We start from the raw sequence: 14,342 nt of genomic DNA on the forward strand, positions 1-14,342 counted from the left end.
TTCTTACTTGCTACAAAGACCAACCACCACACCACAATCAGGCGTGATGGCTCATTTGCTTAATTGCACAACACACAACCCCAACCAGTCCCGAAGAACCGTTGAACGTGCGTGCTGATGCTCGCGTCCACTATCCAGATCTCAAACAACAACCCCACCAACCCCATCGGCCCAGATCAACCAGGCTTCAAGCGAAGGAGGCCAGAAGAACCAACCCCACCCGACTACTCAGGCAGTGTTCGATCCTTCAGGACCCAACAGCGTGTCACGACCCTCCCCCTACCAGCCATCCACCAGGTTCCACGCCCAGCCTCCGAAGAGACAGGGCAGTACTGAGGTGCACGAACCAGCCAGGTTCAAGCCATTCATCGACGATTCCACTAGTGAGACACCACCATACGCAGCAGAACAGGCGTCTGCTGTCGGGGTGTGTGCTCCTTAGAAAGGAGGTGATCCAGCCGCACCTTCCGGTACGGCTACCTTGTTACGACTTCGTCCCAATCGCCAGCCCCACCTTCGACGGCTCCCTCCACAAGGGTTGGGCCACCGGCTTCGGGTGTTGCCGACTTTCGTGACGTGACGGGCGGTGTGTACAAGGCCCGGGAACGTATTCACCGCAGCGTTGCTGATCTGCGATTACTAGCGACTCCGACTTCATGGGGTCGAGTTGCAGACCCCAATCCGAACTGAGACCGGCTTTTTGGGATTCGCTCCCCCTCACGGGATCGCAGCCCTTTGTACCGGCCATTGTAGCATGCGTGAAGCCCTGGACATAAGGGGCATGATGACTTGACGTCATCCCCACCTTCCTCCGAGTTGACCCCGGCAGTCTCCTATGAGTCCCCACCACGACGTGCTGGCAACATAGGACGAGGGTTGCGCTCGTTGCGGGACTTAACCCAACATCTCACGACACGAGCTGACGACAGCCATGCACCACCTGTACACCGACTAAAAGGGCACCTATCTCTAGGTGTTTCCGGTGTATGTCAAACCCAGGTAAGGTTCTTCGCGTTGCATCGAATTAATCCGCATGCTCCGCCGCTTGTGCGGGCCCCCGTCAATTCCTTTGAGTTTTAGCCTTGCGGCCGTACTCCCCAGGCGGGGCGCTTAATGCGTTAGCTGCGGCACGGAACCCATGGAATAGGCCCCACACCTAGCGCCCAACGTTTACGGTGTGGACTACCAGGGTATCTAATCCTGTTCGCTCCCCACACTTTCGCTCCTCAGCGTCAGGTAATGCCCAGAGAACCGCCTTCGCCACCGGTGTTCCTCCTGATATCTGCGCATTTCACCGCTACACCAGGAATTCCGTTCTCCCCTGCATACCTCTAGTCTGCCCGTATCGGAAGCAAGCTCAGAGTTAAGCCCTGAGTTTTCACTCCCGACGCGACAAACCGCCTACGAGCCCTTTACGCCCAATAATTCCGGACAACGCTCGCACCCTACGTATTACCGCGGCTGCTGGCACGTAGTTGGCCGGTGCTTCTTCTGTAGGTACCGTCACTTGCGCTTCGTCCCTACTGAAAGAGGTTTACAACCCGAAGGCAGTCATCCCTCACGCGGCGTTGCTGGATCAGGCTTTCGCCCATTGTCCAATATTCCCCACTGCTGCCTCCCGTAGGAGTCTGGGCCGTGTCTCAGTCCCAGTGTGGCCGGTCACCCTCTCAGGCCGGCTACCCGTCGAAGCCTTGGTGAGCCATTACCTCACCAACAAGCTGATAGGCCGCGAGCACATCCTCCACCGCCAGAACTTTCCAACCCCCAACATGCGAAGGAGGTTCATATCCGGTATTAGACACCGTTTCCGGTGCTTATCCCGAAGTGAAGGGCAGATTACTCACGTGTTACTCACCCGTTCGCCGCTCGTGTACCCCGAAGGGCCTTACCGCTCGACTTGCATGTGTTAAGCACGCCGCCAGCGTTCGTCCTGAGCCAGGATCAAACTCTCCATTGAAAATTTCAAGAAAAGCCATCCCCGACAAGAACAAACCCTGACTAACTTACGTTGTCAGAATTCATTGTCAAAGAAATCCGTAGACACTCCCAAAGAAGTGCCGACGGGGCATATCAAACTAATTCGTCGACTATGACACACTGTTGAGTTCTCAAGGATCAAACGCACCCAGCTTCCACCCCCGAAACCTCGAGGACTTCTTGCTGAGACAACCCGGCCAAACTTACTCGGCCGAACCGACTCCGTCAAACTGACCGGACTCACTTGTTTGGCCCCCGCACAAGTCACCCTCAGATCCGGACCTTCTGGCCCGGGAGGACGTCCCTTGCGGCGACAGGTGAAACCTTAGCACCACCCCGACACCACGCAAATCGGCCCCCACCCCACGCATACCCGCAGGTCAGAGCCGTGTTCGAGCGCGTCGACACGCGTCCCACCGGCATCGTGGCCGGCGTACGGCAGCGCTGACGGCGGCGAGAAGAGGGGCAATGAGGGCCACTTGCCCCCGGAAGTGCTGACGAAGGTCCCGAGAAATGCCGAGGGCCCCGGCCGACAAGGTGTCGGCCGGGGCCCTCAGAGCTGGATGGATCAGCGAGCTGAGATGGCCTTCGAGAGAACCATCAGGATGTCCGACGGAGTGTTCGCCTGGAACCAGCTGCCGCCGGTGGTCCGGGCGATCGACTCCAGGGCAGCCATGTCGGCGTCGTTGGAGATGCCCAGGCCGATCACGCGGACCGGCTTGTTCGGGTCCTTCAGGTTCTCGAGCTCGGAGAGGAGCTTCGAGAGCGAGATGGAGCCCTCGTCGTCGTTGGCGCCGTCGGAGAAGATGACGATGGCGTTGTAGTAGCCACGGTCGTAGTTCTTCATGGCCTCCTTGTAGGCCGCCAGCGTGGTGTCGTACAGGCCCGTGCCACCTTGGGTGATCTTCTTGAGCTCTTTGACCTGCTTGCGCAGGTAGGCCTCGTGCTTCATGCCCTTGGTGGTGTCCAGCAGACGACGCATCGGTGCGAGCTCACGCCAGTCCTGGCCGGGACCACCCTGCTCGATGGAGAAGGCCCAGATGCCCAGGCGCGTGGTGTCCGGCAGGACGTCGAGGGCGGTGAGGGCCGCGTTGCCGGCGAGGTCCATGCGGGTTCCGCCCGGGGCAGGGAAGTCCATCGAGCCCGAGGCGTCGAAGACGGCGAGCATGGACGACGGCACGCTCAGCATGCCGAACTGACCCAGGACCTCGTTGAACTGGACGGCAGGGACCTCGTCGAGGATCTTGTCGTCCGCCATGCCGCGGCCGACCAGCGGCGAGCCGTCGGCGGGACGCAGACCGGCGTCGGCCAGGGCGATGCGACCATCCTGGGAGGTGAACCAGTCACGCAGCGCGGTGGCCACGAGGTCGGTGTCGGGGGCTCCACCGTTGGCCTTGACCAACGGGAAGGTGAGCGCCGGGGCGCCGGTGGGCGGCGTCAGGTCGACGACCTTGTCGTTGCCCTTGGCCTGGGTGAGCATCTCCTGCTCGGTCACCGGGATCAGCTTGGAGTAGGAGGCGCCGACCTCGTCGAGGGCGGTCTTCTCCACGTCACCCTCGACGGCGCGACCGCCGTACGCCTGGGCGACGGTGGTGACGACGGCCTGGGCGCGAGCGGCGTCGGTGCCGCCCTCCATCACCGGCGCGATGAGGGCCATGGCGCTGGCGCTGTCGACCTGCGGGTCACCCAGCATCACGGCGCCGGACTCCAGGGCCTCGGCCCAGGTGGGGTACTCGGTGCTCTTCTTGGTGCCGGCCAGACCGATCGGGCTGACGGCCAGCGACGGGGTGAGCGTCGTGGTGTTGACACCGATCGAGGCGAGGCCGTCGACACGGGCGGGGGTGTCAGCCACCCACAGGTCGGGGCGACCGCCGTTGAAGAAGGAGTCCTCCACCGCGGCGGGCGACTCGGCCCGGATCTCGGCCGGGAAGCAGGCGTCGCCCTTCTTGAGGTCGGCGAGCGCCGCCTCCATCGCCATCTGCATGGCGGGGACGACGCTGATCACGACCGGTCGATCGACGTCGCAGTCGTCAGCGCTGCTGCCGCGGTCGGGCCCGAAGGCGAGCCATCCGACGCCGGCCACTGCAGCCACCAACGCCACCACGAGCGCGATCGAAGTCAGTCCGCGCCTGTTTCCTTCTGAGTGGCGTCCAGTGCTCATGCCACATCCCCCTTGAAAATGTTTCTGCCAAGTTTCGGCGAGGATACGTCGGGGCAGGCCGCCGCTCGGGCCTTTCCAGGAATCCCGTCAGGCACAATAGCGACCGTGTCCGCGCGCGTCATCGTCCTTGCAGGTCCTTCTGGCTCCGGCAAGTCCCGGCTGTCTGCTCGTCTCGGCCTTCCGGTCCTGCGGCTGGACGACTACTACAAGTCCCACTCCACGCCTGACCTTCCCCTGTTGACCACCGGGGCGAACGCCGGTCTCGTCGATTGGGACGACCCACGGACGTGGCGCCTCGACGACGCGATCGCCGGCATCGAGGACCTGTGCAGCGTCGGTCACACCGACGTACCGGTCTACTCCATCCCGGAGAGCCGCCCGGTCGGCGTGCAGCACCTCGACATCGGCGACCACCCCTGCTTCGTCGCCGAGGGCATCTTCGCGGCCGAGGTCGTCGGGCAGTGCGCACGGCGGGGGCTGCTGGCCGAGGCGTACTGCGTGCGGCAGCACCCGTTGGTGACCTTCTGGCGACGCCTGACCCGCGACCTCAAGGAGCGGCGCAAGCCCCCGCTGGTGCTGGTGCGCCGGGGCATCGCCCTGATGCGCGACCAGCGTCGGATCGTCGACGCCGCGGTGGCGAAGGGGTGCCGCCCCATCCACCCCGACGAGGCCTACGAGCAGATCCGGGCCCTGGTCACGGCCGGCACGCAGGAGCGCTGAGGGCGATGACCTGGTCGGCAGCCCTGCGCGCGGCTCCCCTGCGCCAGCCCGACCAGCAGTCCTGCGGGGCGGCGGTGGCAGTCGCTGCCGCAGCGCTGCACCGCGACGGGGTGCCACCCCGGGCCGGGCGGGCGTTCGACGCGGAAGTGCTGCGTACGCACCGGCTGCTGACCGCCACCCGTGACGTGCGCGGAGCAGCCCAGCTGCCGTGGCCCGCCGCGCTGGGCACTCCCCGTGGTCGTTGGCGCGCCACCTCACCGCAGTGACAGGGGTGCGGCACCGGGTGGGCGTCGTACGCCTCGCACCCGTGCGTGCGGTGCCCCGGGTGCGTGCGGCGCTGGAGGCCGGGCACCCGGTCGCGCTCTACCTCGGCAGCAGGACGCTGCCTCGCCACGTCGTCCTCGCGCTACCGCCGCAGGTCTCCGACACCACCGCGGACCGGTGGGCGGTGTACGACCCGGCAACGGGCCGCGTCCGGCACCTGCCCGTGGCCCGCTGGACCAGCGGCACCGTCGACGAGTGCTCGTGGCCGGTGCCGTGGGGCGTGGTCGCCCCGGAGCTCAGGACTGGTCGATGAGCTTCGCGTACGCCGGCTTGATGACCTCGTCGATGATCGCGAGTCGCTCGTCGAACGGCAGGAACGCCGACTTCATCGCGTTGATCGTGAACCAGCGCAGGTCCTCCCAGCCGTAGCCGAAGGCCTCCACCAGCAGCGCCATCTCCTGGGTCATGGAGGTGCCGCTCATCAACCGGTTGTCGGTGTTGACGGTGACGCGGAAGCGGAGCTCGGTCAGCAGGCCGATCGGGTGGGTGGAGATCGACTCGGCGGCCCCGGTCTGGATGTTGGAGGACGGGCACATCTCCAGCGGGATGCGCTTGTCGCGCACGTACGCGGCCAGACGTCCCAGGGTGACCTGGCCGTCGGCGTCGACCGTGATGTCGTCGATGATGCGCACCCCGTGGCCGAGGCGGTCGGCGCCGCACCACTGGATCGCCTGCCAGATCGAGGGCAGGCCGAAGGCCTCCCCCGCGTGGATCGTGAAGTGGCTGTTCTCTCGCTGGAGGTACTCGAACGCGTCGAGGTGGCGGGTGGGCGGGTAACCCGCCTCCGCCCCGGCGATGTCGAAGCCGGCGACGCCCCGGTCGCGCCAGGCGACGGCGAGCTCGGCGATCTCCATGGAACGGGCCTGGTGGCGCATGGCGGTGAGCAGCTGGCGCACGACGATGCGGCCGCCGGCCGCCTCCACGCCGGCGTCGAAGCCCTCCTGCACCGCCGCGACGACCTCGTCGAGGGAGAGGCCACCCTGCACGTGCTGCTCGGGGGCGTAGCGCACCTCGGCGTAGACGACGCCGTCGGCGACCAGGTCCTCGACGAACTCACGGGCCACCCGGACCAGCGCGTCGTGGGTCTGCATCACCGCGACGGTGTGGTCGAACGTCTCCAGGTAGCGCTCGAGGCTGCCGGAGTCGGCGGCCTCGGCGAACCAGCGGCCGAGCGACTCCGCGTCGTCGACCGGGAGCTGGTGGCCCACCTCGCGCGCGAGCTCGACGACGGTGGCGGGGCGCAGGCCCCCGTCGAGGTGGTCGTGCAGGACGACCTTGGGGGCACGGCGTACTTCTTCGAGCGTGGGCTGGGTCACAGTCCCTATCCTTCCATCCATGAGACGGTTCACGAGTGTTGAGGGGCTCCGCGAGGCGATCGGCGAGGAGCTGGGCCCCGGCGAGTGGCTGCTGGTCGACCAGGAGCGCGTCGACCTCTTCGCCCGCGCCACCGGGGACGAGCAGTGGATCCACGTCGACGTCGACCGGGCCCGCTCGGGACCCTTCGGCGGGACGATCGCCCACGGCTACCTGACGCTGTCGCTGGTCCCCGTGCTGGGCACCTCGGTCTTCTCCCTCGACACCCCCGGCGCGAAGCTCAACTACGGCGTCAACAAGGTGCGGTTCCCCAGCCCCTGCTGGTGGGCCGACGGGTCCGCGCCCGGGTCGTCGTCGCCGACGTCGTCGAGCTCGGGAGCGGCGTGCAGGTCACGCTGCGTACGACCGTGGAGATCGAGGACGAGGCCAAGCCGGCGTGCGTCGCGGAGAGCGTGGTGCTGCTGCTCAGCTGATCCGGTCGTGGATCAGCGGGGTGGCCGCGAAGTCGGCGGCGGCGCCGATCTCCCAGCCGCCCTCGAGCGAGGCCAGCGCCCGGTCGAAGCGCTCAGGGGTGTCGGTCAGCAGGGTGAAGAGCGGCGCGCCGGCGGTGACCTCGTCACCGGGACGGGCGTGCCACACGACTCCGGCGCCGGCCTGGACGGCCTCACCCTGCTTGGCGCGACCGGCACCGAGGCGCCAGGCGGCCATGCCGACCGCCATCGCGTCGAGGCGGGTGAGCGTGCCGGTGGTCGGCGCGGTGACGACGTGCGACTCCTTGGCCACCGGCAGGGTGGCGTCCGGGTCACCGTCCTGGGCCCTGACCATCCGGCGCCAGACGTCCATCGCGGAGCCGTCGGCCAGCTTGTCGGCGGGGTCGACGTCGGTGACGCCCGCCCCGGCGAGCATCTCGCGGGCCAGCGCCACGGTCAGCTCGACCACGTCGGCGGGGCCGCCGCCGGCCAGCACCTCCACCGACTCCGCCACCTCGATGGCGTTGCCGGCGGTCAGGCCGAGCGGGGTGGACATGTCGGTGAGCAGCGCGACCGTGTTGACGCCGGCGTCCTTGCCGAGGCCGACCATCGTCGTGGCCAGCTCGCGGGCCCGGTCGAGGTCCTTCATGAAGGCGCCCGTGCCGACCTTGACGTCGAGCACCAGCGAGCCGGTGCCCTCGGCGATCTTCTTGCTCATGATTGAGGAGGCGATGAGCGGGATCGCCTCGACCGTGCCGGTGACGTCGCGCAGGGCGTACAGCTTCTTGTCCGCGGGCGCGAGGCCGTCGCCGGCCGCGCAGATCACCGCACCGAGCTCCTCGAGCTGGTCGAACATCTCCTTGTTGGAGAGCGTCGCGCGCCAGCCGGGGATCGACTCGAGCTTGTCGAGGGTGCCGCCGGTGTGACCGAGGCCGCGGCCCGAGAGCTGCGGCACCGCCACGCCGCAGGCCGCCACCAGCGGAGCGAGCGGGAGCGTGATCTTGTCGCCGACGCCACCGGTGGAGTGCTTGTCGGCGGTGGGGCGCGACAGCGTGGAGAAGTCCATCCGCTCGCCGGAGGCGATCATGGCCGCGGTCCAGCGGGCGATCTCGCGACGGTCCATGCCGTTGAGCAGGATCGCCATCGCCAGGGCGGACATCTGCTCGTGGGCGACGTCGCCACGGGTGTAGGCGTCGATCACCCAGTCGATCTGGGAGTCGGACAGCTGGTGCCCGTCGCGCTTGGCGGTGATGACCTCGACTGCGTCGTGCTGGCTCATGCGGCCAGCCTATGTTCATCCGGCCGCCGGGAGTCGAATCGCGAGGACGTGTGGTGGCCGCCCCTCAGCGGGCGAGATCCTCCGGACCGAAGGCGTCGGGCAGCACCTCGGTCATGGGTCGTACGCCGGAGACCGTCCACACCAGCAGCTCGGCTCCGCCGGCCTCCCACAGCAGCTGCCGGCAGCGGCCGCACGGCATGATCACCTCGCCGTCGCCGTTCACGCAGACGAAGTGGGTGAGACGCCCTCCACCGCTGGCGTGGAGCTGCGAGACCAGGCCGCACTCCGCGCACAGGGTGACGCCGTAGCCGGCGTTCTCGACGTTGCAGCCCACCACGAGGCGACCGTCGTCGACGAGGGCCGCGGCACCGACCCGGTAGCGGGAGTACGGAGCGTACGCGCGCCCCGCGACCTCCGTCGCCGCTGCGCGCAGCTCGGGCCAGGGGGCCTGGGTCACGTCCACCACGTCCATCACTCCTCCTCGGTCGTCGCGCTCGGCGACGGCTCACGTCACGGCACAGCATGCGCCACGCAGCCTCGTGGCACACCGCCGCAGTCTCTCCTGCGGCGTGTCCATCCAGTGGAAACCTGCCCTCATGTTCCGACTCGGTAACTATCGCGCGCCCGCGCGAAATGCCCGCCTCGCCTCGGCGTATCGTCCGGTGCGTTGACACGTGTCCCTGCCGACGTCGGTGGGACCAGACCCTGGAGGAAGCAAGTGAAGATGAAGCGATCGGCCGCACTCGGTGGCCTCGTGGCGCTCAGCGCGTCCCTGCTCGTCGCGTGTGGCGACGCCCCGGACAACGACGACTCGCCGAAGGCGAACGACGACTTCCTCCCCTGCATGCTCTCCGACGAGGGCGGCTTCGACGACAAGTCCTTCAACCAGGTCAGCCACGAGGGCTTCATGAAGGCCGTCGAGGAGCTGGGCTCGGAGTCCAAGTCGATCGAGTCCAACTCGGCCGTCGACTACGCGCCGAACCTGGAGAACATGGCCGCCGAGGGTTGCGACCCGATCATCTCCGTGGGCTTCAACCTGGCCGGCGACACCGTGAAGGCCGCCAACGCCAACCCGGACAACCACTTCATGCTCATCGACTCCGACGGTGACCTCGACGCCGACGGCAAGGTCGACGCCGAGAACCTGAAGCCCGTCACCTTCAACTCCGCGCAGGCCTCCTTCCTGGCCGGCTACGCTGCGGCGGACTACTCCAAGACCGGCAAGGTCGGCACGTACGGCGGCGCCCCCATCCCGTCGGTCACCATCTTCATGGACGGCTTCGTCCAGGGCGTCGAGTTCTACAACGAGGAGAAGAACAAGGACGTCAAGGTCGTCGGTTGGGACCGCGAGAAGGAGACCGGCTCGTTCACCGGCTCGTTCAACCCCGACGCCAAGGCGACCAACACCGCTCGCCAGGTGCTCGGTGAGGACGTCGACGTGATCTTCCCCGTCGGCGGCCCGATCTACCAGGGCGCCGTCACGGTGATCAACGAGGAGAAGCTGGACGCGACCATCATCGGCGTCGACAGCGACCTCGCCCAGACCGACAAGAAGATCGCCCCGATGGTTCTCGTGTCGGTCCTCAAGGACCTCGGCTCGGTGACCGAGGGCGCCGTCATGGACGTCTCCGAGGGTTCGTTCGACACCACGCCCTACCTGGGCACCCTGGAGAACGGTGGCGTGAGCCTCTCGCCGTTCCACGACTTCGAGTCGAAGATCCGCCCCGACCTGCAGGACGAGCTGGACGCGATCAGCGACGCCATCAAGTCGGGTGACCAGAAGGTCGAGTCCTACCTCGACTGATGACGCCGGTGGGTCCCCGACCCACCGCTGACAGAGGGAGCGGTCGCGTTCCGCGACCGCTCCCTCTTCCTTCCCCCGGCCGACCGGCCGGACCGACCGCACCACGCGTGCAGCGGGGCTGCGCGTCCCGATGCCACGTAGCCCTAGGATCCAACTCATGCATCTGGCACTGCGCAACGTGACCAAGCGCTTCGGCTCGCTGGTCGCCAACGACCGGATCTCCTTCACCGTCGAACCCGGTGAGATCCACTGCCTCCTCGGCGAGAACGGCGCTGGCAAGTCCACGCTGATGAACGTCCTCTACGGGCTCTACACCGCCGACGAGGGCGAGATCCTCATCGACGACGTCGTCCAGAACTTCTCCGGCCCCGGCGAGGCGATCGCCGCCGGCATCGGCATGGTCCACCAGCACTTCATGCTGGTGCCCACCTTCACGGTGGCCGAGAACGTCGTGCTCGGCAACGAGTCCACCGGCTTCGCCGGTGCGCTCGACCTCGACACCGCCCGTGAGCGCGTGCGAGAGATCTCCGCCCGCTTCGGCTTCAAGGTCGACCCCGACGCGATCGTCGAGGACCTCCCGGTCGGTGTGCAGCAGCGCGTCGAGATCATCAAGGTGCTCTCCCGTGACGCCAAGATGCTGGTCTTCGACGAGCCGACCGCCGTGCTCACCCCGCAGGAGACCGACGAGCTGATGGCCATCATGCGCCAGCTGCGCGACGAGGGCACCGGCATCGTCTTCATCACCCACAAGCTCCGCGAGGTCCGCGCCGTCGCCGACCGGATCACCGTCATCCGCCGCGGCAAGGTCGTGGGCGAGGCGTCGCCCAAGGCCGAGAGTGCCGAGCTGGCCGCGCTCATGGTCGGCCGTCCGGTCTCCCTCACCGTCCAGAAGGACCCGCCCCGCCTGGGCGACGAGGCGTTGGTCGTGCGCGACCTGACCGTCTCGGACGCCTCCGGGCTGGTGCACGTGGACAACATCAACTTCTCGATCCGCGCCGGCGAGATCCTGGCCGTCGCAGGCGTCCAGGGCAACGGCCAGACCGAGCTCGCCGAGGCGATCCTCGGCCTCCAGAAGCGCGTCAGCGGGTCGATCACGCTCGACGGCAAGGAGCTCGTCGGCGCCAGCGTGCGCAAGGCCCTCGACGCTGGCGTCGGCTTCGTGCCCGAGGACCGCCAGACCAACGGCCTGGTCGGCACCTTCACCATCGCCGAGAACCTGATGCTCAACCGCAGCTTCCGGCTCCCCTTCGTACGCCGTGGCTCACTGCGCCGCGCCGAGCTGCGCGACTTCGCGCAGAAGAAGATGGAGGAGTACGACGTGCGGGCCCCCGGGATCACCACGCCCGTCGGCACGCTCAGCGGCGGCAACCAGCAGAAGGTCGTCGTGGCGCGCGAGCTCTCCCGCGACCTCCGCCTGCTCGTCGCCTCGCAGCCCACGCGTGGCGTCGACGTGGGGTCGATCGAGTTCATCCACCAGCAGGTCGTGGTAGCGCGCGACTCGGGCATCCCCGTCCTGCTCGTCTCCGCCGAGCTCGACGAGGTCGTCGCGCTGGCGGACCGCATCATGGTGCTCTACCGGGGCCAGGTGGTCGGGATCGTCCCCGCCGACACCCCCGTGACGTGCTCGGCCTGATGATGGCCGGCGAACGACCCGCAGGAGTTGAGGCATGACCAGCGACGGATCACGCGACGTCGTGGACGGCGGAACCGGTGAGGGCGCGCCCCTCGCCGGCGCAGGGGCCACGACGACCCCCGCCGGCACCCCCTCGCAGGAGCCGAACTGGCGGGTGACCGCGAAGGCCATCACCGGCGGAGGCGCCCTCGTGGCGGCCCTCTCCGTGCTGATGTCGCTGGTCGTGGGATCGCTCCTCATCATCGCCACCGACCCCGACGTGCAGGACACGCTGGGCTACGTCTTCTCCCGCCCGAGCGACTTCTTCGTCGCTGCCTGGGAGTCGATCAGCGGTGCCTACTCGGCCTTCCTTCGGGGCTCGATCTGGAACCCCCGCGTCGACGACCTCGCCGCACAGGTCCGACCCCTCACCCTGACGTTGCGCTACGCAGCACCGCTGATCCTCGGTGGCCTGGGTGTCGGTCTCGCCTTCCGTGCGGGCCTGTTCAACATCGGTGGACGAGGACAGATGCTGCTGGGCGGCTCCGCGGCGGCCTGGGTCGTCCTGGCCTGGACCCCGCCCAGCTGGTCGCTCCCCTCGTTCCTGTCCTGGGTGCCCGACTGGCTCGACCCCACCGTCTGGATCCACCCGGCGGCCGGCGTCCTGGCGGCGATCGTCGTGGGCGGACTGTGGGGCGCGCTGGCTGGCCTGCTCAAGGCTCGCACCGGGGCCCACGAGGTCATCGTGACGATCATGCTCAACTACGTGGCGCTCTACCTCGTCGCCTACGCGCTGGGCGAGCAGGGCCTCCTCCAGGCCCCGGGCTCCACCCAGCCGAAGTCCGAGCCCACCCCCGAGAGTGCCCTGCTCCCCCAGATGCTGGGAGACAGGTTCACGCTGCACTCGGGCTTCCTGCTCGCGGTGCTCGCGACGGTCTTCGTGTGGTGGGTGCTGAGCCGCTCGGCCATGGGCTACCGCTTCCGGGCCGTCGGCGAGAACCCGAACGCCGCCAGCACCGCTGGCATCAGCGTCGGACGCGTCTACATCACCGTCATGCTGATCTCCGGCGCGCTCCTCGGCCTGGCCGGCGCCAACCAGTCGCTCGGCACGACGCCGACCGGTGTCACCCAGGGGCTGGACGCCGGCATCGGATTCGACGCCATCACCGTGGCGCTGCTGGGCCGCTCCAACCCGGTCGGCATCTTCTTCGCCGGCCTGCTCTTCGGTGCCTTCAAGGCAGGTGGCTTCACCATGCAGGCCTCCGAGAACGTCTCCGTCGACCTGGTGCTGATCCTCCAGGCTCTCCTGGTCCTCTTCCTCGCCGCACCGCCCCTGGTGCGCGCCATCTTCCGCCTGCCCTCGAAGGAGGCCAAGTGAGCACCGTGACCGTGACCGAGTCGGGAGCTCAGCCGGCTGACGAGAGCCTGCGCGTCGTCGACGTCGTCAGCGCCAAGGCCCCCATCACCTTCGCCCTCGCCATCCTGGCGATGGCCTCCCTCCTGCTCTTCGGTGCCCAGAGCGGAGACACCACGTTCCGCTTCTCCCGCGCCGGCGACTTCTTCACCGTGCCCGACGTGACCGTGCCCGCGACCACCACGGCCTGGGTCCTGGTCGTCGTGCTGGTGGCGCTCACCGCCGAGTCGGTCCGCCGCTACGTCGCCCGACGGCGTACGCCAGGATGGCTCATCGCGCTCTTCGCCCTGGTGGCGCTGACCGCCTTCCTGTCGTGGGCGGGCGCGGACGCCACCCTGCGGGTGGACGGCCTGCTCGCCGGCACCATCCTGCTGGCCATCCCGCTGGTCTTCGGCGCCATGAGTGGCGTCCTCGGCGAGCGCGTCGGCGTCGTCAACATCGCGATCGACGGCCAGCTCCTGGCCGGCGCCTTCGCCGCTGCCCTGGTCGGCTCGATCTTCGGCTCCGCGTGGGCGGGCGTCCTGGGCGCCATGCTGGCCGGTGCGCTGGTCGCGGTGATCCTGGCGGTCTTCACGATCACCTACTTCGTGGAGCAGGTCATCGTCGGTGTCGTGCTCAACGTCCTGGTCCTCGGCGTCACCAACTTCATGTTCTCCCAGGTGCTGGCCGAGAACCCGGAGGGCCTCAACACGCCTCCGCGGCTCTCCCAGTGGGCCATCCCGGTCCTCAGCGACATCCCGGTCCTGGGCTCGGCGCTCTTCAAGCAGTCGCCGATCGTCTACCTGCTCTACGTCGTGGTCGCGGCCGTCACCTACGCGCTCTACCGCACCCGGTGGGGCCTGCGCGTGCGTGCGGTGGGTGAGCACCCGAAGGCCGCCGACACCGTCGGCATCAACGTCATCAGGACGCGCTACACCACGGTGATCCTGGCCGGCGCGATCGCCGGGGCCGGCGGAGCCTTCTACTCGCTCGTCTCGGTCCAGGGATTCAACCGCGAGATCACCGACGGCGCGGGCTACATCGCCCTGGCGGCGGTCATCTTCGGCAAGTGGGACCCGATCAAGGCCACGCTGGCCGCGCTGCTCTTCGGCTTCGCCCTGCAGGGCACGCTGAGCGTCATCGGCGCACCGGTGCCCAGCGAGTTCATGCTGATGCTCCCCTACCTGGTCACGCTGCTGGCCGTCGCGGGCTTCGTCGGCCGGTCCCGGCCGCCGGCCGCGAGCGGCATCCCGTACCGCAAGTCCTGATCCGGACGCAGGCGGGTCAC

General features: G+C 68.0%; 11 protein-coding genes, 1 rRNA gene and 2 pseudogenes. 9 read left to right on the top strand and 5 right to left on the bottom strand.

Annotated features, from left to right (window positions below):
• Positions 1-442: 442 nt before the first annotated feature.
• Both E2C04_RS13210 and E2C04_RS13215 read right to left on the bottom strand, forming a co-directional pair.
• Positions 443-1,957, bottom strand: a 16S ribosomal RNA gene (locus E2C04_RS13210).
• A 588-nt stretch (positions 1,958-2,545) separates the two neighbouring features.
• Positions 2,546-4,138, bottom strand: a complete 1,593-nt coding sequence (locus tag E2C04_RS13215) for a VWA domain-containing protein (protein WP_135832944.1) — start codon at positions 4,136-4,138, stop codon at positions 2,546-2,548.
• Positions 4,139-4,243: 105 nt separating this feature from the next.
• On the opposite strand from E2C04_RS13215, the gene E2C04_RS13220 reads away from it, so the two are divergent.
• The 3 genes from E2C04_RS13220 to E2C04_RS13230 are packed head-to-tail and all read left to right on the top strand — an operon-like array spanning position 4,244 to position 5,435.
• On the top strand, positions 4,244-4,858 hold the full coding sequence (locus E2C04_RS13220; RefSeq protein WP_135832945.1) for an ATP-binding protein: 615 nt from the start codon (positions 4,244-4,246) through the stop codon (positions 4,856-4,858).
• A 5-nt stretch (positions 4,859-4,863) separates the two neighbouring features.
• Positions 4,864-5,124 (top strand): hypothetical protein, encoded by a 261-nt coding sequence (locus E2C04_RS13225; protein WP_135832946.1) that lies wholly within the window; start codon positions 4,864-4,866, stop codon positions 5,122-5,124.
• A 5-nt stretch (positions 5,125-5,129) separates the two neighbouring features.
• Complete coding sequence (locus E2C04_RS13230; protein WP_145965136.1) at positions 5,130-5,435, top strand: hypothetical protein; 306 nt, start codon at positions 5,130-5,132, stop codon at positions 5,433-5,435.
• Here E2C04_RS13230 and E2C04_RS13235 read toward each other — a convergent pair.
• Positions 5,419-6,498 (bottom strand): adenosine deaminase, encoded by a 1,080-nt coding sequence (locus tag E2C04_RS13235; RefSeq protein WP_229721585.1) that lies wholly within the window; start codon positions 6,496-6,498, stop codon positions 5,419-5,421. The genes E2C04_RS13230 and E2C04_RS13235 overlap by 17 nt on opposite strands.
• Positions 6,499-6,517: 19 nt before the next feature.
• Here E2C04_RS13235 and E2C04_RS21560 point away from each other — a divergent pair.
• A pseudogene (locus E2C04_RS21560) lies at positions 6,518-6,754 on the top strand (MaoC/PaaZ C-terminal domain-containing protein); the annotation flags it as partial.
• Positions 6,755-6,819: 65 nt separating this feature from the next.
• Complete coding sequence (locus E2C04_RS21565; RefSeq protein WP_338088764.1) at positions 6,820-6,969, top strand: hotdog family protein; 150 nt, start codon at positions 6,820-6,822, stop codon at positions 6,967-6,969.
• Here E2C04_RS21565 and E2C04_RS13245 read toward each other — a convergent pair.
• A complete protein-coding gene (locus E2C04_RS13245; protein ID WP_135832949.1) occupies positions 6,962-8,245 on the bottom strand; it encodes a thymidine phosphorylase in 1,284 nt (427 codons plus the stop codon). The two genes, E2C04_RS21565 and E2C04_RS13245, sit on opposite strands and share 8 nt — an antisense overlap.
• Positions 8,246-8,309: 64 nt before the next feature.
• On the bottom strand, positions 8,310-8,717 hold the full coding sequence (locus E2C04_RS13250; RefSeq protein ID WP_188421875.1) for a cytidine deaminase: 408 nt from the start codon (positions 8,715-8,717) through the stop codon (positions 8,310-8,312).
• A 252-nt stretch (positions 8,718-8,969) separates the two neighbouring features.
• Here E2C04_RS13250 and E2C04_RS13255 point away from each other — a divergent pair, with 252 nt between their 5' ends.
• The 4 genes and pseudogenes from E2C04_RS13255 to E2C04_RS13270 all read left to right on the top strand — a co-directional run bounded on the left by E2C04_RS13255 (position 8,970) and on the right by E2C04_RS13270 (position 14,322).
• Positions 8,970-10,049, top strand: a complete 1,080-nt coding sequence (locus E2C04_RS13255; protein WP_135832950.1) for a BMP family lipoprotein — start codon at positions 8,970-8,972, stop codon at positions 10,047-10,049.
• A gap of 130 nt (positions 10,050-10,179) precedes the next feature.
• Positions 10,180-11,720, top strand: a pseudogene (locus E2C04_RS13260) (ABC transporter ATP-binding protein).
• The gene (locus tag E2C04_RS13265) at positions 11,717-13,039 is read left to right on the top strand and encodes an ABC transporter permease (RefSeq protein ID WP_135832951.1); all 1,323 of its coding nucleotides are present in this window, start codon (positions 11,717-11,719) and stop codon (positions 13,037-13,039) included. Before E2C04_RS13260 ends, E2C04_RS13265 begins: the two are co-directional and overlap by 4 nt.
• The gene (locus tag E2C04_RS13270) at positions 13,036-14,322 is read left to right on the top strand and encodes an ABC transporter permease (protein ID WP_238694292.1); all 1,287 of its coding nucleotides are present in this window, start codon (positions 13,036-13,038) and stop codon (positions 14,320-14,322) included. Before E2C04_RS13265 ends, E2C04_RS13270 begins: the two co-directional genes overlap by 4 nt.
• Positions 14,323-14,342: the final 20 nt, after the last annotated feature.

The sequence above is a fragment of the Nocardioides daphniae genome, from assembly GCF_004777465.1.
Classification (GTDB): domain Bacteria; phylum Actinomycetota; class Actinomycetes; order Propionibacteriales; family Nocardioidaceae; genus Nocardioides; species Nocardioides daphniae.

What these genes read in the sequence shown, in the direction of transcription:
- E2C04_RS13215 (WP_135832944.1), bottom strand. Translation starts at nt 4,138, where the DNA reads ATGAGCACTGGACGCCACTCAGAAGGAAACAGGCGCGGACTGACTTCG.
- E2C04_RS13225 (WP_135832946.1), top strand. Translation starts at nt 4,864, where the DNA reads ATGACCTGGTCGGCAGCCCTGCGCGCGGCTCCCCTGCGCCAGCCCGAC.
- E2C04_RS13245 (WP_135832949.1), bottom strand. Translation starts at nt 8,245, where the DNA reads ATGAGCCAGCACGACGCAGTCGAGGTCATCACCGCCAAGCGCGACGGG.
- E2C04_RS13250 (WP_188421875.1), bottom strand. Translation starts at nt 8,717, where the DNA reads ATGGACGTGGTGGACGTGACCCAGGCCCCCTGGCCCGAGCTGCGCGCA.
- E2C04_RS13255 (WP_135832950.1), top strand. Translation starts at nt 8,970, where the DNA reads ATGAAGCGATCGGCCGCACTCGGTGGCCTCGTGGCGCTCAGCGCGTCC.
- E2C04_RS13265 (WP_135832951.1), top strand. Translation starts at nt 11,717, where the DNA reads ATGACCAGCGACGGATCACGCGACGTCGTGGACGGCGGAACCGGTGAG.